The sequence below is a fragment of the Pandoraea oxalativorans genome (genome assembly GCF_000972785.3).
GTDB lineage: Bacteria > Pseudomonadota > Gammaproteobacteria > Burkholderiales > Burkholderiaceae > Pandoraea > Pandoraea oxalativorans.
Genome location: NZ_CP011253.3, coordinates 3746149 through 3763358 on the forward strand (window position 1 = coordinate 3746149; position 17210 = coordinate 3763358).

A 17210-nucleotide genomic window follows, 5' to 3' on the forward strand; every position below is an offset into this window, starting at 1 on the left:
TCCCCCCCCTTCCCGACTTTCCCGGAGCGAGCCTCATGCCTTCGACATTCCAGTACGGCGCCAATGTGGCCGCCAACGGCATTCGCCAGCATTACTTGCGTTACGGCGGCGCACACGGTGCGCGCGCTCCGCGCCCCGCCATCGTGCTCATACCGGGCATCACGAGTCCGGCCGTCACGTGGGGCTTCGTGGGCGAGGTCTTCGGCCGTGAGTTCGACACTTACGTGCTCGACGTGCGTGGGCGCGGCCTGTCGAGCGCGTCGGACGACCTCGATTACAGCCTCGACGCGCAGGCAGACGACGTGGTGGCGCTGACGGCCGCCCTCGGACTGGCGCGCGTGGCGTTCGTCGGACACTCGATGGGCGCGCGTATTGCCGCGCGCGCGGCCCTGCGCGAGCCGCACGGTCTGGCGTCGGTCGTGCTGATCGATCCGCCAGTCTCCGGCCCGGGACGCCGCGAGTATCCGGGCAAGCTGCCGTGGTACGTGGATTCGATGGCACTCGCCCGCGCGGGCACGGATGCCGAAGGCATGCGCGCCTTCTGCCCGACGTGGACGCACGAGGAGCGCGCGCTGCGCGCCGAATGGCTGCACACCTGCGACGAGCGCGCCGTGCTGGCGTCCTACGAGGGCTTTCACACCGAGGACTTCCATGCCGACGCCGCGCAATTGCGGGTGCCGTCGCTGCTGATCACAGCGCAGAACGGCGACGTGGTGCGCGACGAAGACGTCGCCGAATTGCAGCGCGCCACGCCCGCCATGCGGCACGTGCGCGTGCCGAACGCGGGCCACATGATTCCGTGGGACAACGCGGCCGGCTTCTACGCCGCGTTCGGCGATTTCCTCGGCGCGCCGCTCGGCGGACCGGTTGCCGTCTGACGTTCCGATATCGAATACCGAGAAACACCGAGGAGTCCAACGATGGCCATCAGCGATTACCAATTGATCGAAGCCTGGAAGGAAGTGCTCAAGCTCTCGAAGCTGACGCCCGGGCAGACGGTCACGATTCTCACGAGCCAAGCGACCCATCCGCAGACGCTTTCGTGCGCACTGATCGCCACGCAGTCCATGGGTGCAATCGTCAACCGGCTCGACCTGCCGCCGGTCAACGGCGAGAAGGCATTCAGCCGCGACTCGCTGGCCTATCTCGGCACGACACCGCTCACCGGCAACCGCGCCGCCATTGCGGCGCTCAAGCACAGCGACCTCGTGCTCGATCTGATGACGCTGCTGTTCTCGCCGGAGCAGCACGACATTCTCAAGGGCGGCACGAAAATCCTGCTGGCCGTGGAGCCACCGGAAGTGCTCGCGCGCATGGTGCCGACGCTCGCGGACAAAGCACGGGTGCTTGCCGCAGCCGACAAACTCCGGGCGGCGCGCGAGATGCGCGTGACCTCGCCTGCGGGCACCTCGTTCGTTTGCCCCATGGGCGAATTCGGTCCGACCGCCGAGTATGGTTTCGTGGACGAGCCGGGGCGATGGGACCACTGGCCGAGTGGCTTTGCGCTCTCGTATCCGAACGATCACACGGCGCACGGCACCCTCGTGATCGATCGCGGCGACATCCTGCTGCCGCAAAAGCGCTATGTCGCCGAGCCGATCGTGCTCACCGTCGAAAAGGGGTATGCCACGCGCATCGAGGGCGGCGTGGACGCGGCGCTGCTGCGCGACTACATGGAGACGTTCCGCGATCCCGAGGGCTACGCTATCTCGCACATTGGCTGGGGCCTGCAACCGAGAGCGCGCTGGTCCACGCTCGGCCTGTATGACCGAGAGGCGACGATCGGCATGGACGCGCGTGCTTTCGAAGGCAACTTCCTTTTCTCGCTCGGCCCCAACAATGAAGGCGGCGGCAGTCGCACCACGACGTGCCACATCGATATCCCCCTGCGCAACTGCACGGTATCGCTCGACGACACCGTGGTCGTGAAGGATGGCCGCGTCGTGAACGAATGATCCGCGCGGCATATCCCCAACTTCGCCGCTTCGCCGCGCCGCCGCCGACCGTCGGCGGCCGATGCGGCCCTCCTCCCAGCCAAGAGACAAATGTCATGAGCGATACCTCGCAACACGCCGAAGCCCATGTTTACCAGCGCCAGGGCTTCGGCACGCCGCTGCCGGTACACGGCAACATCGGTTTGCTGATCATCGATCTGGTGGTCGGGTTTGCCGACCCGAAGACCTTCGGCGGCGGCAATATTGCGCAGGCCATCGCCCGCACGGTCGATGCACTGGCGCTCGCGCGGCGCAACGGATGGCCGGTGGCCCACAGCCGCATCGTGTATGCCGACGACGGCAGCGACGACAACGTGTTTTCGCTCAAGGTGCCCGGCATGGCCACACTCACCGAAGATCATCCGAACAGCGCCATCGTGCCCGAACTCACCCCGGCACCCGGTGAACTGGTGGTGCGCAAGGTCGTGCCATCGGCATTTTTCGGCACCCAACTCGCCCCCTGGCTGTCGCAGCGCGCCGTGCAGACATTGCTCGTCGCCGGCGCGGTGACGAGTGGCTGCGTGCGCGCGAGCGTGGTCGACGCCATGTCGCACGGCTTCCGTCCGCTCGTGCTGTCGGACTGCGTAGGCGATCGCGCCATCGCACCGCACGAGGCCAATCTGTTCGATATGCAGCAAAAGTATGCAGCGGTCATGCCGCTGGCGCAGGCCATCGAAGCCATCGAAGCCGCAAAAGCCGACGAAAAGCGCACTCGCTGACCCGCAGAGCCCCGCCGTGCGCCTCCCCTTGTCAGCGCGGGCGCACGACGAAGACGACCGGAAATCGACGGGCGCCCCGGCCGCTGCAGGGTCATTGACGGGGCAATATTGGCCCCCTACCGTGACGAATGGCGTGGTGCGACAGCACTTGCCGAACCTCAGGAATCTGCTTGTGAATCGCACCGAATTACTGGCGCGCGACGGCTGCCTGACAGTCATCCGCCAGCCCGTCAAACCCATCAAGCCCGCGCCAGGCCAGCCGGGCAGCCATTCGAGCTTCGTACCCGCAGTCGCCGAGGTGTTCGTCGCCGTGCTCGACGACGGCCGGATTCTCGGGTTTAACGGCCATGTCGATCTGGGCACCGGCATCCGCACATCGCTCGCGCAGATCGTGGCCGAAGAGCTCGATGTCGAAGCTGCGCAAGTCGCCATGCAGCTCGGTCACACCGACGCCACGCCCAATCAGGGGCCGACCATCGCGAGCGCCACGCTCCAGATTTCCGCTATCCCGCTGCGATGCGCGGCGGCGCAGGCACGCCACGCGCTGATCGAACTGGCGAGCCGTCGATTCGACATTCCGACCGAGCGACTGACGTGCGACGGCGGATGCGTCTTCGGTGAGACCGTTGACGGCACGACATGCCGCGCCACCTTCGCCGAGCTGGTCCGTGGGGAGCGCATCGCACTCGCCCTGAATCTCGAAACCCCGGTTAAGGACCCCGCGACCTATCGCGTGGTGGGCACCTCTTCGCGCCGCGTCGATCTTCCGGCCAAGGCGAGCGGGGAACTGACGTTCGTGCACGACGTGCGCGTGCCGGGCATGCTGCACGGTCGGGTCGTGCGTCCGCCCTATAGCGGCATCGATTCGGGGCCGTTCGTCGGAACGTCGCTGCTGTCGGTCGACGAGTCGTCCGTCGCCCATTTGCCAGGCGTAAAGGCGGTCGTCGTGATCGGCGATTTCATCGGCGTTGTCGCCCAGCGCGAAGAGCAGGCCATTCGGGCGGCGCGCGAACTTCGGGTGACGTGGAAGCCGCTGCCTGCACTGCCCACCATGGACGACCCGGCAACGGCGATCGCCGCTGCACCGGCCACGCGCCGCGCACTGCTCGAGGAAGGCGACGTGGCGTCGGTATTCGCGCGTGATGACGTCGTCACGCTCGAGCGCACCTACGTCTGGCCCTATCAGATGCACGGCTCCATCGGCCCGTCGTGCGCCGTTGCCGATTATCGTGCCGAGGGCGACGGGCGGATCACTATCTGGTCCGGCACGCAAAATCCCGTGTCGCTGCGCTACGACCTGTCGCAGTTGATCTCGCGCGACGAATCGGAGATCGATATCGTGCGCATGGAAGCCTCCGGGTGTTACGGGCGCAATTGTGCCGATGACGTGTGCGGCGACGCGTTACTGCTCTCACGCGCGGTGGGGGCGCCGGTGCGCGTGCAATTGTCGCGCGCCGACGAACATCTCTGGGAGCCGAAAGGCACGGCGCAGGTCGTGACGGTCAGGGGTGCGGCAACGCGCGACGGCGAGTTACTGGCCTACGACTTCGCTTCGCGTTACCCGTCCAACGATGCGCCGCTGCTCGCTTCGCTGCTGACCGGGGTCACGCCCCCGACCGGCGGCGTCTTCGAAATGGGCGACCGCACAGCGGTTTCGCCTTACGAGAGCCCCAATCGCCGCTTCGTTTGTGACGATATGGCGCCGCTGGTACGTGCCTCATGGTTGCGGGGCGTGTCGGCGCTGCCCAATTCCTTTGCCCATGACGCCTTTGCCGACGAGATGGCGGCAGCCACCGGCGTCGATCCGCTGCAATTCAAGCTGCATCACCTCAAGGATGCACGTGCGATCGAGCTGCTCGAAGCGGTTGCCACGCGCGCGGGCTGGGCGCCGAGGTCGCACGACACCGCTCGCTGGGACGCCGCACCGCGACGTGCGCGCGGGCGCGGCGTGTCCTATGCCCGTTATGTGCACAGCCGCTTTCCTGGCTTCGGGGCCGCGTGGTCGGCGTGGATCGTCGACGTCGTCGTCGATCGCGTGACCGGTGAGGTGGCGGTGGAGCGTGTAACGGTCGGTCAGGATACGGGCACGATGGTGAACCCCGACGGGGTGCGTCATCAGTTGCACGGCAACGTCGTGCAGATCCTGAGCCGTTCGCTCAAGGAGCGCGTGCGCTTCGTCGACGGCAAGGTGTCCAGCCGCGAGTGGGGCAGCTACCCGATTTTGACATTCGCCGAATTGCCCGTGCTGGACGTCGTGCTCATGCCGCGTCAGGGCGAGCCGCCGATGGGGGCGGGAGAGTCCGCTTCGGTACCCGGGCCTGCAGCGTTGGCCAATGCGATTTACGATGCAACAGGTGTACGCATCGTCGCGCCGCCATTCACGCCGGAAACCGTGCGCGCCGCGTTGGCGAGCGCGGGCCGACTCATATCGGCGCAGTCGAGTCCGGCAACGTTGACGTAAGGATGCCGACGCGATGATGGCCAGGCAGACCCGACCGATAGCGAACGCCGCAGGGCACGGCAAGGGGCGTGCTGGTCTTACTCGTCTTTCTCCACCGTCTCGCTATCCATCATCTTGCGCAACAGGAAAACCAACGCAACGCGCTCGGCCGGATTGAGTGCGCCGTAAGTGCGCTCGGTCACCTCTTTTGCGAACGGAACGGTGTGATCGATGAGCGCGAGCCCTTCGGGCGTGGCGCGAACGAGGAGCTTGCGGCCATCGCTGGGATCGGTCGTGACTTCGATCAAATGTCGCGCCTTGAGCCGCTCGACCACGCCGCGAATGGTCGCCTGATCGATGGCGGTGGTCTTGACGATGTCGTTGAGCGAGCACGACTGCTTTTCCTTGACGGTGCACAGCGCCACGAATTGCGCGGCGGTCAGGTCCGAATCGGGAATGGCGTCCTGGAAGATCGCGACATGTCGCTGGTAAGCGCGGCGCAGCAGATGGCCGACCTGATCGTGGAAATCGTAAGAGTCTTTGCGCGACGTCATGAAGCGATGCCCGAATGAAAAGTGATGAAGTGTACACCCTGAAACCGCGACGACCAAAGTCCCGACATCCAGTAGTTTGCGGCAAATCAAACGCGTGATGTCACTGTAAATCGAAGGCATCAGGCGAGTGCATTCGAGGCGATGCAGCACCAAAGCCGGGAGCGACTGCACCAGCATGCGTCGTGCATCGAAATTTATAACGTACACATTAATTTTTTAGTTGAAAATTGCACGATCATGATGTGCCAAAGAGTGCGTGAAAGTGCGGCAAGCGAATCTACAAAACGCTTTATTTTCGCGGAATTTCGCATGCTTCAGTGCATCTGAGTGCAAACCCCTAGGGCGTGGCATGAACATTGCGTTGCAATGATTATTTGAGTGTCTACAATGTATTTTGCGCAAGCAGCGAACGCGCAGAATCCGACGAACCTTTTGCATGTTGGACCCGGAGCTGATGATGACGAATCTGTTCAAGCGCGCTTGCCTGACGTTGGGCGCCGCGGCCATGCTGGTGCCCACGGTACGCGCAGTTCACGCCGAGGAAATCTCGGTGACACAGTGGGGCAACAGCCTGTACGGACTGCCCTATGCCGTGGCGATAGACAAGGGCTTGTTCAAGAAAGCCGGCATCGACATCACGGGCATTCTCAGTTCGGGCGGCGGCGGAACCACCGTGCGCAACATCCTCGCGAGCAAAACGCCATACGGCGAGGTCGCAGTGTCGGCGGCACTCGCGGCAGCACGTCAGGGCATGGACATCGTCATCGTCAATACAGGTACACGCAGCGTGGCAGAAGCGTCGATGGTGACCATGCCCAACGGCAACGTGAAGTCGGTGGAGGATCTGGTCGGCAAGAAGGTGGCCATCACCTCGCCGAAAAGCGTATCGGAAATGTTGTTCATGATGGTATTGCGCGACAAGGGTATTGACCCTGCCAAGGTGACGCGCGTGGCCTCGGGCGGCTACGTCAACGGGATGACGATGCTCGAGCAGGGCGCTGTGGCCGGGGCTGTCGCGATCGAACCACTGTCGATCGTGCGCAAGGACAAGTACCGTGCGGTCTATCGTGCCGGTGACGTGCTGCGACCGATGACGACGTCGGTGGGCATTACCACACGCGAGTTCGCCAAGGCGCATCCCGACGCGTTGCGCGCCATCATCGCCGGGCGTCGGGCCGGTGTCGAGGCGACCTATGCCGATCCGGCCGGCGCGGCGAAGATCATCGAAACCAGCTTCAAGCTCACACCGGCAGTCGCCAAGGAAGCCGTCGACAACATGGTGCGCTCGCACATGTGGAGTACGGGCGAGTTCGATCGCGAAGAACTGGATCGCATGGTCGACGGGCTCAAGCTGGTCGGAGAAATCAAAGACAACGTGGACTGGTCGAAACTCGTCGACACGAGCTTCCTGCCGGCCGATCTGAAAGCCAAGGGGAAGCTATGAACCTCATGCAAGCGAATGCCAAGCTCCATATCGTCGAGGCCGTGGCCGCACGCGCGCCCACCCCGGTGACGCAGCCCGAAGCCCATGCAGTGCTGACGGGTGTGATGCGTTACTTCAACAAGCCCGGCGAGCGTGAGCTGTTTCATGCGCTCGGCCCCATCGATCTGACGCTACTCAAGGGCGAGTTCTTCTCGGTCGTCGGGCCATCGGGTTGCGGCAAGTCGACACTGCTCGACGCACTTGCCGGACTCGCCAAACCCAGCAGCGGCACGGTGATGTTCGAGGGCAAGCCGGTCAGGGGCGTGCCGGACGGCGTGGGCGTGGTGTTCCAGGAAGACGCGTCGTTCCCCTGGCTCAACGTGCGCGACAACATCTCGTTCGGCCTGCGCACCGCAGGGGTCGACGGCGCGGAGATCAACCGTCGCGTGGAGTACGCCATGGGATTCATGGGGCTGCGCGATTTCGCCAAGGCCTACCCGGCGCAGCTCTCGGGCGGCATGCGCCAGCGGGTGTGTATTGCGCGCACGCTGGTGATCCAGCCGAGGCTCATTCTGCTCGACGAGCCGTTCGGCGCGCTCGATCAGCAGACCCGCCTGCTCATGGGCGACGAACTGCTGCGGCTCTGGCGCGAAACGTCGGCCACCGTGCTGCTGATCACACACGCACTCGACGAGGCGGCCATGCTGTCCGATCGTGTCGGCGTAATGTCGTCGCGCCCAGGATTGTTCATCGACATCGTCGAGACGGGCTGGTCGCGTGAGCGCGACAGTCAGGTCGTGTCGACGCCGCGTTTCGGCGAGATCACGTCGCGTCTGTGGGAGAAGCTGCGCATCGAATCGCTCAAGGTCATGGGCGCCGATGGCGCTGCACACTGACGTCATGGCCAAAGGAGTCGTGATGACGCAATCCCTGATCAAGCGGGAAACCGTGTGGCGTAGCGGCGTGGTGATCGGCTTTGTGCTGCTCATCGAGTTCCTCTGCCGCGTTGGCGTAATCCCGGTGGAAGTGATGATCGCGCCAAGCGCCATGGCCAGCCATGCCATCGAAGTGCTGCGTGACGGTCGTTTTGCACACGATATCGTGACGAGCCTCGTCAATATCGTGGCGGCGTCGGTGGCGGCGGTGTTGCTTGGCTTCGCGCTGGGACTCGCGATTCATGCGATGCCTGGCGTGCGGCGCGCACTGGAGCCGATGATCGTGAGCTACTACGCCGTGCCGACGTTCATCTTCTATCCGGTGTTCATCGTGCTGTTCGGTGTCGGGTCGCTGCCAATCATCGCCATCGCCGTGATGCTGGCGGTGGTGACCATGATTACGGCGACGCTCACCGGCCTAGACCGCATTCCGCGCTCGCTGTCGAAGACGGCGAAAGTGATGCGTCTCTCGCCCTGGCAATCGGCGTTGCGGGTGAAGCTGCCTGCGGCATTGCCCTATCTGTTCAGCGGCGTGAAGTTATCGGTGGCGTATGCGTTCATCGGGGTGATCGCGTCGGAGTTCATTCTGTCGGGATCGGGCGTCGGATACGCCATCGGCTACGCCTACAACAACTTCCAGAACGACGACATGTACGCGCTGATGCTGATGGTGCTGGTCACCGTCACGCTGATCAACGTGGTGCTCAACCGGCTCGATGCGCGCTTCCAGGCGCGGCGTCAGCGCTGAGCGGGCAACGGAGAATTCGCATGAAAAATCTGATCGGACCCACCTGCGTCGCGCTGGTCGTGCTCTTGCTCTGGGAGGGCCTGCATCTGGCAGTGGGCGGGGCATCGCTTAGCTCTCCGGTGCAGACAGGGGCGGCATTGTGGCAGATGCTCGGCACGGCGTCGTTCTGGGATAACGTGGCCGAGACCGGCCGGGCGCTCGTATACGCGCTGGTGATCGCCATAGCGGGCGGAATCGCCCTGGGCGTGCTGCTCGGCATCAACCGCATGGCGGGTACGGTGGCCGAGCCGCTGCTGGTCAACCTGTACTCGTTGCCGAAGGTCACGCTATATCCGCTGGTGCTGCTGGTTTTCGGTCTTGGATTGTCGGCCAAGGTGGCATTCGGCGTGATGCACGGTCTCATTCCGATTCTGGTGTTCACGATGAACGCCATCCGTCAGATGAAGCCCGTGTACCTGCGCGCGGCGCACACCATGCGGCTGCCGTTCCGGCAGACCCTATGGCGGGTGGTGCTGCCGGCCATCTTTCCCGAGATCGTGGCGGGCATGCGACTGGGCTTTTCGCTCACGCTGCTGGGCGTGCTCATCGGCGAAATGTTCGCCTCGCAGAAGGGGCTCGGCTACCTGCTGACCAATGCGATGAACCTCGGAGACATCGGCACGATCATGTCCGTGGCGCTGTTCCTCACCCTCTTCGCACTGACTTGCAACGGTCTTCTGATGGCGGCGGACAAACGGCTGACGCATCGGTGAGGTGCCATAATATCTCGTCGAACTCCTACACTTTTCAAAAATTCGGCCGTTAACGTGAGACAGCACTCAATTCCCACGGAAAATCGAGCCATGTTTTTGATCAGAACGATTGTTGGCGGGGTCACCATCGCGACGCTGAGCGCCTGCACGGGACCGAGTCCCGTGCCGGTCGCCAGAGCCATGGTCTATTACGACCGTGCCGCGTTTGTAGAGACGCTGAAACACGATATGCCTGCCGTCACGGGCGATGTCGTCCAGCACGGGCGTTGCGAGGTGTTCGTCACGACCCCCGAAAACAATGTCGGATCGCAGAAGCCCTGCGTTTTCGCGTTGACCCGCGAGACAGTCTACGTCGCATCGTGGAACGCCTTTGGCACGAAGTACGAAAACCTCATGACGATCCCGCTCAAGGGAGTCGATCAGGTGGCCTATACGGCGTTCGGCGGAATGCGTCAGGTGCAGTTGACGGAGAAGAAGCGTCTGCTTGGTCTGGCGGTCTTCAACGACGAAGCGACAGCCAACCCGGAGAAAGAGACGAAGCAGGCATTCGAGTCCATTAAGGATTCGGGCGTGCCGGAAGGGAAGTCGATTCGCGGCGTCATTTTCTCCAACGCGCTCTATTACTCGACCTACTCGCCGATTTATATCAATACCCGAAAATAAGGAACGGTGCCGCCCCGGCCCTGCATCATTGCTCGCAGGATGGGTCGGTGTCGCGTTTGTTACCCAATGAAAACAAACAGATATTCTGGACGCGCTGCTATTTGCGCACTGGCGCTCGCGGTGACGGGTTGTGCCAATGTGCCATCGTCGCCGGAGACGCTGGCCCGATTTTCGGGGTCTTACGAAGTGGTGGCGCAGGCGGGGCCGAAGGCATTCGAGTTCACGCAGATCGACTTGCGATTCAATCGCGATAGCAACGGGATCGCATCGGCAAACGTGCGCCTGACGAACGGTGAGACTTCGGTCGATTACGTTTATTTGAACTGCGGATATCCCGGCGACCGCATTGCCAACAGCTTCAGCATCAGCGAGAAGCCGGGCGACAGCGAGGTCATTCGTTGTCAGCAATCGGTGCCGCGTGGGCCGGTGCTATTCGTGGCCAGGGCCGTCGACGGCCGTCCGCTCAAGTTCAACGGATATAGCGGCGGCATGATCTCAGCGCTGTTTGCGAAAACGGTGGTTTCGGAATCCGGGTGGAAAATTGGACTCAATTGGGGCCCGGACACCCAAAGCCGCTACGCGGTGCGACGCAGGCCCGAAAACTCGGCCGATACCACCAACGCCTTGCGCACGGCCGAGTAAGGCCTTCCGGACATTCAGGCGATTTAGCCAGGCTCCGACTCTCTGCCTGATTCTTGCGAAAAAAACCGGACTAGCGATGTGGTCACCAACGGTCTCGAGGTCTACGATGCTTCCGGTGATATGTGAACGATTATCCCTCGTCGTTCACCTTCGCCCGATACCTCCTCTCCAGGCGGTCGAACACGTCGGCAGCCAACTGGCCTTCACCCGCAGCGACGTCTGCCATGCCCTTCTCGACCATCGCATCGAGCGCAGCAAGCTGCGACTCGCGATCCTGAATCAGACAGCCGCCCCCACGCGACACCCCACTCTTAGAGCCGCAACCGCCTCGCTTCAGCAGTTCGGCGATGTAGTCCTCAAGCGGACGCCCGAGTTCTGCGCTGATCATGATGCTCCTGCGGGTAGACTTGACTAGGAAATTGGGCACTCTAGCTTGTCCGTCAATAGTTATCAAAACAAGCCAAGCCAAGCCATAGGGTTGACGGGATTGCGCCGCGCCAAAAAGAAAAGGGGCTAGCCGAAGCTAACCCCTTTTTTCCTTCTGTCCTGCTGGTCGGAGCGATAGGATTCGAACCTACGACCCTCTGATCCCAAATCAGATGCGCTACCAGGCTGCGCTACGCTCCGACGAAAGAGGACGAATTCTAGAGGCTTTCTTGCGCCGCGTCAAATCGTCGTGCAAGCTTCCGGCGTCTTCTGAGCATTTTCCCGATATCAGCGGCACAATCATTACGTAATCATCGCGCCGATGACAGTCACGCGGCCGCCACGAAAACCCGCCATAGTGGGAGGCTCACCATGTCAGAACCCGTGTCGATGAACCTGATTCTCTGGCGCCACGCCGACGCCGAAAACCTGCCCGCCTCCCTCGCGCTCAGCGCACAAGCCGATCTCGCCCGCGAACTCACCGACCGGGGCCGCAAACAGGCCGAGAAGGCGGCACAGTGGCTCCGCCCTCGCCTGCCCGACGACGCCCTCATCCTCACAAGCCCGGCCGTACGCGCCGTCCAGACCGCTCAGGCACTCTCGCCCACCCCGCGCATCGTGCGCGACCTCGCGCCCGGCGCAAACGCCGTTACGCTGCTCGGCGCCATCGACTGGCCCGGCACGGCACAAACCGTCGTGGTCGTCGGCCATCAACCCGCCCTCGGCCAGCTCGCAGCACTCCTGCTAAGCGGCCAGGAAGCCTACTGGACAGTCAAGAAAGGCGGCATCTGGTGGCTCGCCTCCCGTCGCCGTGAAGACGAGAGCCAGGTTGTCGTGCGCGCTGTGGTCAATCCCGATCTCATCTGACACTTGATTTGACACTTATCGACGGGCGACGAAATCGCCCTCGCTTGTGCCCCAATGCCCGGAAATGCCCGTGAATCGGACGATGTAAGGCGTCGGATAGGGGATCTGACTCATGACAACGGACGTTTTGTCATAGAATTGTCGTCTACCGTTCACGGAATCGACATTGATGCTTTTTAAAGTACGTCGCAACGCGACCGTCACAAAAAGGGCCTTTATGCGCGACCTGCCGAACCCCACTATGCCGCTCTCTTCGCTGACCCCTACGTCGCGGAGGCGTCTTCCTCGCCCTGAAACGCCTGTCAAACCGAATCTGGCTGTGGCGTGGGCACGCGACGAAAGCGAGCTTCGTGAAGCGCAGCACCTGAGATACCAGGTCTTCGCCGAAGAAATGGGCGCGTCGGTCAAGGGTCCCGCAGGCCTCGACGTCGACGAATACGACCAATATTGCGACCACCTGATCGTGCGCGATCAGGATTCGCTCGAAGTCGTCGGCACCTATCGCGTATTGCCCCCCTCGCAAGCCAAACGCCTCGGCCGTCTGTACTCCGAAGGAGAGTTCGATCTCTCGCGTCTGGATCACCTGCGCCCGAAGATGCTCGAAACCGGTCGCTCGTGCGTGCACACGGATTACCGCAACGGAGCCGTCATCATGGCGCTGTGGAGCGGTCTGGCCGAGTACATGCTGCGTCACGGCCTCGAGACGATGCTCGGCTGTGCCAGCGTGCCGATGGCCGACGGCGGTCACTATGCCGCCAGCCTCTATCGCAAGCTGCAAGACACGTCGATGGCCCCGGCCGAGTACCACGCCGTACCCCGTATCGCCCTGCCGGTGGACGAGCTGCAATCGACCCTCGACGTCGAGCCGCCCGCCCTCGTCAAAGGCTACCTGCGCCTCGGCGCCCGCATCTGCGGTGCACCGGCCTGGGATCCTGACTTCAACACCGCAGACTTTCTCACGCTGTTCCGGCTGTCCGACATGAACCCGCGCTACGCGCGCCACTTCCTCGGCCCGGAACTCGTCAGCAAGCTCCAACAAGCCTGACCGGCACCGATCTCCCCCCCCAAGTATTCCGTCCCCGCGCTATGCCCTGAGGGACAACAAAAAGCCCGGCAAAAAACCGGGCTTTTTGTTGGCTGTCCAACGCGCCCTCGACTGGGCGCGCCGCAGGCGTCAGGCGTAGACCACCTTATAGCGCATCCCGATCTTCTCCCACTCCTGCGCTTCGCGTTGCAGGCTGTAATCAGTGAGCGGATTGGCCTCGATCCATGCGCGCGGCACAGCGACCTGAAAACCGTCGTCGAGACGTTCGACGTCGATACTCTCCGGCAGCGCATCGGTACGGCGGCGACAGAACAGCACCGCGAGACGCAGACAGAACAGCAACTGCCAGTCGACCTGCTGCGCCTGCGACGCCAGCTTGCCCAGCTTGCCGACGTGCCCGAGCAGCAGCTCGGCCAGGCGCGCCTGATCCGGGCGCGAGAAGCCCGGCATGTCCGCGTTGCTGCCGATGTAGGCCGAATGCTTGTGATAGGCGCTGTGCGAGATCGACAGCCCCATCTCGTGCAGCGACGACGCCCAGTTGAGGAGCGCTTCGCCTTCCTCGCGGCCCTCGTCCTGCGCGTCATCGGACGCGTCGTCATCAACGAGATCGACCGGCAACTGACGGTACAGCGACACGGCCAGACGCCCCACCCGTTCCGCCTGCGCACGGTCCACGCCGTAGCGGCGCACGAACTGCTCGACGGTCACGGCGCGCATGTCCTGATGCTGCGTACGACCCAGCAAGTCGTACATCACGCCCAGACGCAGCGCGGCGTCCGTCGTCTCCATATGATCGACTTCGAGTTCGTTGAAGACGGACAGCATGATGGACAGACCGCCCGGCAGCACCGGAATACGATCCTGCTTGAGGCCCGCCAGCTTGAGACGGTTGGCGTTCTCGGCCTTGATCAGCGCGCGTTTGAGCCGTTCGAGACCGCCGCGCGTGAGGCCGTGTACACCGCCGTCGTTGAAGCCATTGGCTTCGAGCAACTCGGCCAGCGCCCGCGCCGTGCCCGACGAGCCGATGGCCTGCGACCAACCGGCTTCCCGGTAAGTCGCCGAAATGATCTGGATTTCCCGGCGCGCGGCCAGCTCGGCCTGCTTCATCGCATACTCGTCGACGTTGCCGCTGGGGAAGAACTGGCGGCTGTGGCTCACGCAACCAATATAGAGACTCTCCATGATCAGCGGCTCGTAATCCTGGCCGATGATGAATTCGGTCGAGCCGCCGCCAATATCCACGACGAGACGATTCCCCGGACACGTCGGCACCGAGTGCGCCGCGCCCGCGTAGATCAGACGCGCTTCTTCACGTCCGGCAATCACTTCGATGGGAAACCCGAGCGCGCGCTGCGCTTCGCCCAGAAAGTCCTGTGCGTTCTTGGCTACGCGCAACGTGTTCGTCGCGACCGCACGCACCTGATCGGGATGAAAACCCCGCAGCCGCTCGCCGAAGCGCTTGAGCACGTCCCAGCCGCGTTGCTGCGACGGATGATCGAGATACTTCTCAGCGTTCAGGCCAGCGGCGAGTCGCACCGGCTCGCGCAGCGCATCGACCTGATAGATCTGGGTGCCGGCGGAAGTCTCCTCCACGCGGCCGATGATCAGGCGAAAACTGTTCGAGCCGAGATCGACGGCCGCTAACAAGGGCGATGGGGTACTCATGTGGAGGTGCGCCTGAGCGAAGAGTGCCGTAATGTCCGATGCTTAACTTTAAAAGCATGACGGCCACTCGACAAATAAATGACGAATAAGTTACAAATCGAATATGACACGTCGTTGACAAATGTGAATGTCATATAACTGTAACAATACGGATGAAGAATTCACGCCAATCCCATGTCTTTCGCACGTTCAATATGAACTACCCGCTGCTCAACCGAGAGCTGGGCATTCTCGCGTTCAACGAACGCGTGCTTGCCCAGGCGGCCGATCCGGCCACGCCACTGCTCGAGCGCCTGCGCTTTGTCTGTATCGTGAGTAGCAATCTGGATGAATTCTTCGAAATCCGCGTCGCCGGACTGAAGGAGCAGATGCGCGAGAACCCGGGCATGCTCACGCCGGACGGCATGACTTTTCAGCAAGTTTACACGCAAGTCTGCGCCCGGGCACAGGCGCTCGTCGAAAAGCAGTACGCCATGTTCGACGCCGTCCTGCCGCTGCTCGAAGCCGAAGGCATCGCGTTCCACCCGTCCGGCCAATGGAACGACGCGCAGGTCGAATGGGCCCGCGACTACTTCATGCGCGAACTCGTGCCGGTGCTTACCCCCATCGGACTGGACCCGGCCCACCCGTTCCCGCGCGTCCTTAATAAGAGCCTGAACTTCGCCGTCGAACTCGAGGGCAAGGACGCCTTCGGCCGCGACGCCGAACTCGCCATCGTCCAGGCCCCGCGCGCCTTGCCGCGTCTCGTGCCGATGCCGCCCGCGCTCGCGCCGCTGCCCAACAGCTTCGTGCTGCTCAGCTCGCTCATGCTGCGCTTCGCCAGCGAACTGTTCCCGGGCCTCACGGCCAAGGGCTGCCACCAGTTCCGGGTCACACGTAACAGCGACCTGTTCGTCGACGAAGACGAAATTACCAACCTTCGCACTGCGCTTCAGGGCGAACTTCCCGCCCGCCACCTCGGCGACGCCGTGCGCCTCGAAGTCGACGCCGGTGCCCCTGCACGCCTCGTGCGCCGTCTCCAGACGGAATGCGGGCTGGCCGATTCGGACTGCTACCGCGTGAAGGGCCCCGTCAATCTCGTGCGGCTAATGCCGCTGCCCGAGATGGTCGATCGCCCGGACCTGAAGTTCGTGCCGTTCGTGCCTGCACTGCCCAAGCATGGGCACGTCGCCCGCCATGTTCGATCTCATCGATCAGGGCGATCTGCTACTGCACCACCCGTACGACAGTTTCCAGCCCGTGCTCGAACTGCTGCTGCAAGCCGCACGCGACCCCGACGTGGTGGCCATCAAGCAGACCATCTATCGCACCGGCAACGAGTCCTCGCTGATGGACGCCCTCATGGAAGCGGCCCGCAACGGCAAGGAAGTGACGGTCGTCGTGGAACTGCTGGCGCGCTTCGACGAAGAGACGAACATCAACTGGGCCGCACGGCTCGAAGCGGTGGGCGCGCACGTCGTCTACGGCGTGGTCGGCCACAAATGCCACGCGAAGATGCTGCTCGTGGTGCGCCGCACGCGCCAGGGCAAGAAGACGTTCCTCAAGCGCTACGTCCACCTCGGCACCGGCAACTATCACCCACGTACCGCGCGTCTGTACACAGACTTCGGCCTGATGACGGCCGACGAAGCGCTATGCGCCGACGTGCACGTCGTTTTCCAGCAACTGACCGGCATCGGCCGTCAGACGCATCTGAACGGCCTCTGGCAGTCGCCATTCACCATGCACATGCATCTGCTCGAAGCGATCCGTCGCGAGACGGAAGCAGCCGCTGCAGGCAAGAAGGCACGCATCATCGCGAAGATGAACGCGCTGCTGGAGCCGACGATCATCGCCGAGTTGTACAAGGCGTCTCGTGCAGGCGTGAAGATCGACCTTATCGTGCGTGGCGTGTGTTCGCTGCGCGCCGGTGTGAAGGGGTTGTCCGAAAATATCACCGTACGCTCGATTGTCGGACGCTTCCTCGAACACCATCGCATCTATTACTTCTATGCAAACGGCGACGAGCACGTCATGCTGTCCAGCGCCGACTGGATGGAGCGCAACTTCTTCCGTCGCGTGGAAGTGGCGTTCCCGGTGCGCGACAAGCGCCTGAAAGCCCGCGTGATTCGCGAGGGGTTGATGGTGCATCTGCGCGATAACGTGCTGTCGTGGCTGATGCGTCCGGACGGCAGCTATGTGCGCCGCCGTGCGGGCAAGACGCCGTACAACAGTCAGATGGTGCTCATGCAGGAAATCGCACAGCACGTGCAAACGGGTAACTAAGCCGACGAGCTTTGCGCTCGCCATTGAAAAAGGGGCTGACAAAGCCCCTTCTTCATTTCAGCGACAGATCAC

General features: G+C 63.0%; 15 protein-coding genes, 1 tRNA gene and 1 pseudogene. 13 read left to right on the forward strand and 4 right to left on the reverse strand.

Annotated elements, in window-relative coordinates; all coding sequences use genetic code 11:
- The first annotated feature begins 35 nt into the window (after nucleotides 1-35).
- The 4 genes from MB84_RS16510 to MB84_RS16525 all read left to right on the forward strand — a co-directional run bounded on the left by MB84_RS16510 (nucleotide 36) and on the right by MB84_RS16525 (nucleotide 5174).
- Nucleotides 36-878, forward strand: a complete 843-nt coding sequence (locus MB84_RS16510) for an alpha/beta fold hydrolase (RefSeq protein ID WP_046292549.1) — start codon at nucleotides 36-38, stop codon at nucleotides 876-878.
- A 42-nt stretch (nucleotides 879-920) separates the two neighbouring features.
- The gene (locus tag MB84_RS16515; protein WP_046292550.1) at nucleotides 921-1955 is read left to right on the forward strand and encodes a 2,5-dihydroxypyridine 5,6-dioxygenase NicX family protein; all 1035 of its coding nucleotides are present in this window, start codon (nucleotides 921-923) and stop codon (nucleotides 1953-1955) included.
- Between the two features lie 95 nt (nucleotides 1956-2050).
- Nucleotides 2051-2713 (forward strand): isochorismatase family protein, encoded by a 663-nt coding sequence (locus MB84_RS16520; protein WP_046292551.1) that lies wholly within the window; start codon nucleotides 2051-2053, stop codon nucleotides 2711-2713.
- A 172-nt stretch (nucleotides 2714-2885) separates the two neighbouring features.
- Nucleotides 2886-5174 carry a xanthine dehydrogenase family protein molybdopterin-binding subunit gene (locus tag MB84_RS16525; protein ID WP_046292552.1) on the forward strand — a complete coding sequence of 763 codons (2289 nt, stop codon included), beginning with the start codon at nucleotides 2886-2888 and terminating at the stop codon, nucleotides 5172-5174.
- A gap of 77 nt (nucleotides 5175-5251) precedes the next feature.
- Here MB84_RS16525 and MB84_RS16530 read toward each other — a convergent pair whose 3' ends face one another.
- Nucleotides 5252-5707: a MarR family winged helix-turn-helix transcriptional regulator gene (locus MB84_RS16530; RefSeq protein ID WP_046293900.1), complete on the reverse strand. Its 456-nt coding sequence runs from the start codon at nucleotides 5705-5707 to the stop codon at nucleotides 5252-5254.
- 436 nt (nucleotides 5708-6143) lie between these two features.
- Here MB84_RS16530 and MB84_RS16535 point away from each other — a divergent pair, with 436 nt between their 5' ends.
- From MB84_RS16535 to MB84_RS16560, 6 genes are all read left to right on the forward strand, one after another.
- A complete protein-coding gene (locus MB84_RS16535) occupies nucleotides 6144-7151 on the forward strand; it encodes an ABC transporter substrate-binding protein (RefSeq protein ID WP_245725392.1) in 1008 nt (335 codons plus the stop codon).
- On the forward strand, nucleotides 7148-8026 hold the full coding sequence (locus MB84_RS16540) for an ABC transporter ATP-binding protein (protein WP_046292553.1): 879 nt from the start codon (nucleotides 7148-7150) through the stop codon (nucleotides 8024-8026). Before MB84_RS16535 ends, MB84_RS16540 begins: the two co-directional genes overlap by 4 nt.
- 22 nt (nucleotides 8027-8048) lie before the next feature.
- On the forward strand, nucleotides 8049-8813 hold the full coding sequence (locus MB84_RS16545) for an ABC transporter permease (protein WP_046293902.1): 765 nt from the start codon (nucleotides 8049-8051) through the stop codon (nucleotides 8811-8813).
- A gap of 20 nt (nucleotides 8814-8833) precedes the next feature.
- The gene (locus MB84_RS16550) at nucleotides 8834-9565 is read left to right on the forward strand and encodes an ABC transporter permease (RefSeq protein WP_046292554.1); all 732 of its coding nucleotides are present in this window, start codon (nucleotides 8834-8836) and stop codon (nucleotides 9563-9565) included.
- A gap of 90 nt (nucleotides 9566-9655) precedes the next feature.
- Nucleotides 9656-10228, forward strand: a complete 573-nt coding sequence (locus tag MB84_RS16555; protein ID WP_046292555.1) for a hypothetical protein — start codon at nucleotides 9656-9658, stop codon at nucleotides 10226-10228.
- Between the two features lie 66 nt (nucleotides 10229-10294).
- Nucleotides 10295-10870: a hypothetical protein gene (locus MB84_RS16560; protein WP_157122765.1), complete on the forward strand. Its 576-nt coding sequence runs from the start codon at nucleotides 10295-10297 to the stop codon at nucleotides 10868-10870.
- A 130-nt stretch (nucleotides 10871-11000) separates the two neighbouring features.
- Here the strand turns inward: MB84_RS16560 and MB84_RS16565 are convergent, their stop codons facing one another.
- Nucleotides 11001-11258 (reverse strand): addiction module antitoxin, encoded by a 258-nt coding sequence (locus MB84_RS16565; RefSeq protein ID WP_046292557.1) that lies wholly within the window; start codon nucleotides 11256-11258, stop codon nucleotides 11001-11003.
- 162 nt (nucleotides 11259-11420) lie between these two features.
- Nucleotides 11421-11497 (reverse strand) — tRNA-Pro (locus tag MB84_RS16570).
- A gap of 189 nt (nucleotides 11498-11686) precedes the next feature.
- Here MB84_RS16570 and MB84_RS16575 point away from each other — a divergent pair.
- Together MB84_RS16575 and MB84_RS16580 are read left to right on the forward strand one after the other, a co-directional pair.
- Nucleotides 11687-12163 carry a SixA phosphatase family protein gene (locus MB84_RS16575; RefSeq protein ID WP_046293903.1) on the forward strand — a complete coding sequence of 159 codons (477 nt, stop codon included), beginning with the start codon at nucleotides 11687-11689 and terminating at the stop codon, nucleotides 12161-12163.
- Nucleotides 12164-12380: 217 nt separating this feature from the next.
- The gene (locus tag MB84_RS16580) at nucleotides 12381-13208 is read left to right on the forward strand and encodes a GNAT family N-acetyltransferase (RefSeq protein ID WP_046292558.1); all 828 of its coding nucleotides are present in this window, start codon (nucleotides 12381-12383) and stop codon (nucleotides 13206-13208) included.
- 129 nt (nucleotides 13209-13337) lie between these two features.
- Here the strand turns inward: MB84_RS16580 and ppx are convergent, their stop codons facing one another.
- Nucleotides 13338-14873 carry an exopolyphosphatase gene (gene ppx, locus MB84_RS16585; RefSeq protein WP_046292559.1) on the reverse strand — a complete coding sequence of 512 codons (1536 nt, stop codon included), beginning with the start codon at nucleotides 14871-14873 and terminating at the stop codon, nucleotides 13338-13340.
- A 152-nt stretch (nucleotides 14874-15025) separates the two neighbouring features.
- On the opposite strand from ppx, the pseudogene ppk1 reads away from it, so the two are divergent.
- A pseudogene (gene ppk1, locus MB84_RS16590) lies at nucleotides 15026-17138 on the forward strand (polyphosphate kinase 1).
- The last annotated feature ends 72 nt before the right edge of the window (nucleotides 17139-17210 follow it).

Bases quoted from the DNA above. Each gene is read 5' to 3' on its own strand.
- MB84_RS16510 (WP_046292549.1), top strand. From the start codon at position 36: ATGCCTTCGACATTCCAGTACGGCGCCAATGTGGCCGCCAACGGCATT.
- MB84_RS16515 (WP_046292550.1), top strand. From the start codon at position 921: ATGGCCATCAGCGATTACCAATTGATCGAAGCCTGGAAGGAAGTGCTC.
- MB84_RS16520 (WP_046292551.1), top strand. From the start codon at position 2,051: ATGAGCGATACCTCGCAACACGCCGAAGCCCATGTTTACCAGCGCCAG.
- MB84_RS16530 (WP_046293900.1), bottom strand. From the start codon at position 5,707: ATGACGTCGCGCAAAGACTCTTACGATTTCCACGATCAGGTCGGCCAT.
- MB84_RS16535 (WP_245725392.1), top strand. From the start codon at position 6,144: ATGTTGGACCCGGAGCTGATGATGACGAATCTGTTCAAGCGCGCTTGC.
- MB84_RS16540 (WP_046292553.1), top strand. From the start codon at position 7,148: ATGAACCTCATGCAAGCGAATGCCAAGCTCCATATCGTCGAGGCCGTG.
- MB84_RS16545 (WP_046293902.1), top strand. From the start codon at position 8,049: ATGACGCAATCCCTGATCAAGCGGGAAACCGTGTGGCGTAGCGGCGTG.
- MB84_RS16550 (WP_046292554.1), top strand. From the start codon at position 8,834: ATGAAAAATCTGATCGGACCCACCTGCGTCGCGCTGGTCGTGCTCTTG.
- MB84_RS16555 (WP_046292555.1), top strand. From the start codon at position 9,656: ATGTTTTTGATCAGAACGATTGTTGGCGGGGTCACCATCGCGACGCTG.
- MB84_RS16560 (WP_157122765.1), top strand. From the start codon at position 10,295: ATGAAAACAAACAGATATTCTGGACGCGCTGCTATTTGCGCACTGGCG.
- MB84_RS16565 (WP_046292557.1), bottom strand. From the start codon at position 11,258: ATGATCAGCGCAGAACTCGGGCGTCCGCTTGAGGACTACATCGCCGAA.
- MB84_RS16575 (WP_046293903.1), top strand. From the start codon at position 11,687: ATGAACCTGATTCTCTGGCGCCACGCCGACGCCGAAAACCTGCCCGCC.
- MB84_RS16580 (WP_046292558.1), top strand. From the start codon at position 12,381: ATGCGCGACCTGCCGAACCCCACTATGCCGCTCTCTTCGCTGACCCCT.
- ppx (WP_046292559.1), bottom strand. From the start codon at position 14,873: ATGAGTACCCCATCGCCCTTGTTAGCGGCCGTCGATCTCGGCTCGAAC.